This window comes from Phenylobacterium sp., from assembly GCF_041920015.1.
Taxonomy (GTDB): Bacteria; Pseudomonadota; Alphaproteobacteria; order Caulobacterales; family Caulobacteraceae; genus Phenylobacterium.
The window spans coordinates 6,829-7,422 of sequence record NZ_JAYRST010000114.1 but is presented as its reverse complement, the minus strand read 5'-3'; the positions used below and the strand labels follow the sequence as shown (position 1 = coordinate 7,422).

Sequence of the window (594 nt, the reverse complement as noted above, 5' to 3'; positions counted from 1 at the left end):
GTGCTGCTGCGCGGCACCAAGCGCGAGGACGTCGAGCGCGGCCAGGTTCTCTGCAAGCCCGGTTCGATCACCCCGCACACGAAGTTCGTGGCCGAGGCCTATATCCTGACCAAGGAAGAGGGCGGCCGTCACACGCCGTTCTTCACGAACTACCGTCCGCAGTTCTACTTCCGGACGACGGACGTGACGGGGATCATCCGCCTGAAGGAAGGCGTCGAGATGATCATGCCGGGCGACAACGCCGAACTGGACGTGGAGCTGATCACCCCGATCGCCATGGACCAGGGTCTGCGCTTCGCGATCCGCGAAGGCGGCCGTACGGTCGGCGCGGGCGTGGTGGCCAAGATCGTCGAGTAACGATCGGCTTCCAGCCATCCAGGACAAGGGCCGCCAGAGCATCGCTCCGGCGGCCTTTTCTTTGCGCGAAGCCAGCCGCGCCCCTTAGTACGCAGGGCTATCGCATATGGCGCTGGGGTAGATTTCCTCCCCCATTTTATGGGGGAGGGGGACCGCCCGCAGGGTGGTGGAGGGGGCGGGGTCAAGCTCAGTGCAAGCCGCGGGCCCCCACCACCCAGCTGCGCATGGTCCCCCACC

The 594-nt window shown here is 66.2% G+C and carries 1 pseudogene; it reads left to right on the top strand.

Annotated features, from left to right (window positions below):
* Window positions 1-357 (top strand): annotated as a pseudogene (tuf, locus tag ACE3TL_RS16020) (elongation factor Tu); the annotation flags it as partial.
* Window positions 358-594: the final 237 nt, after the last annotated feature.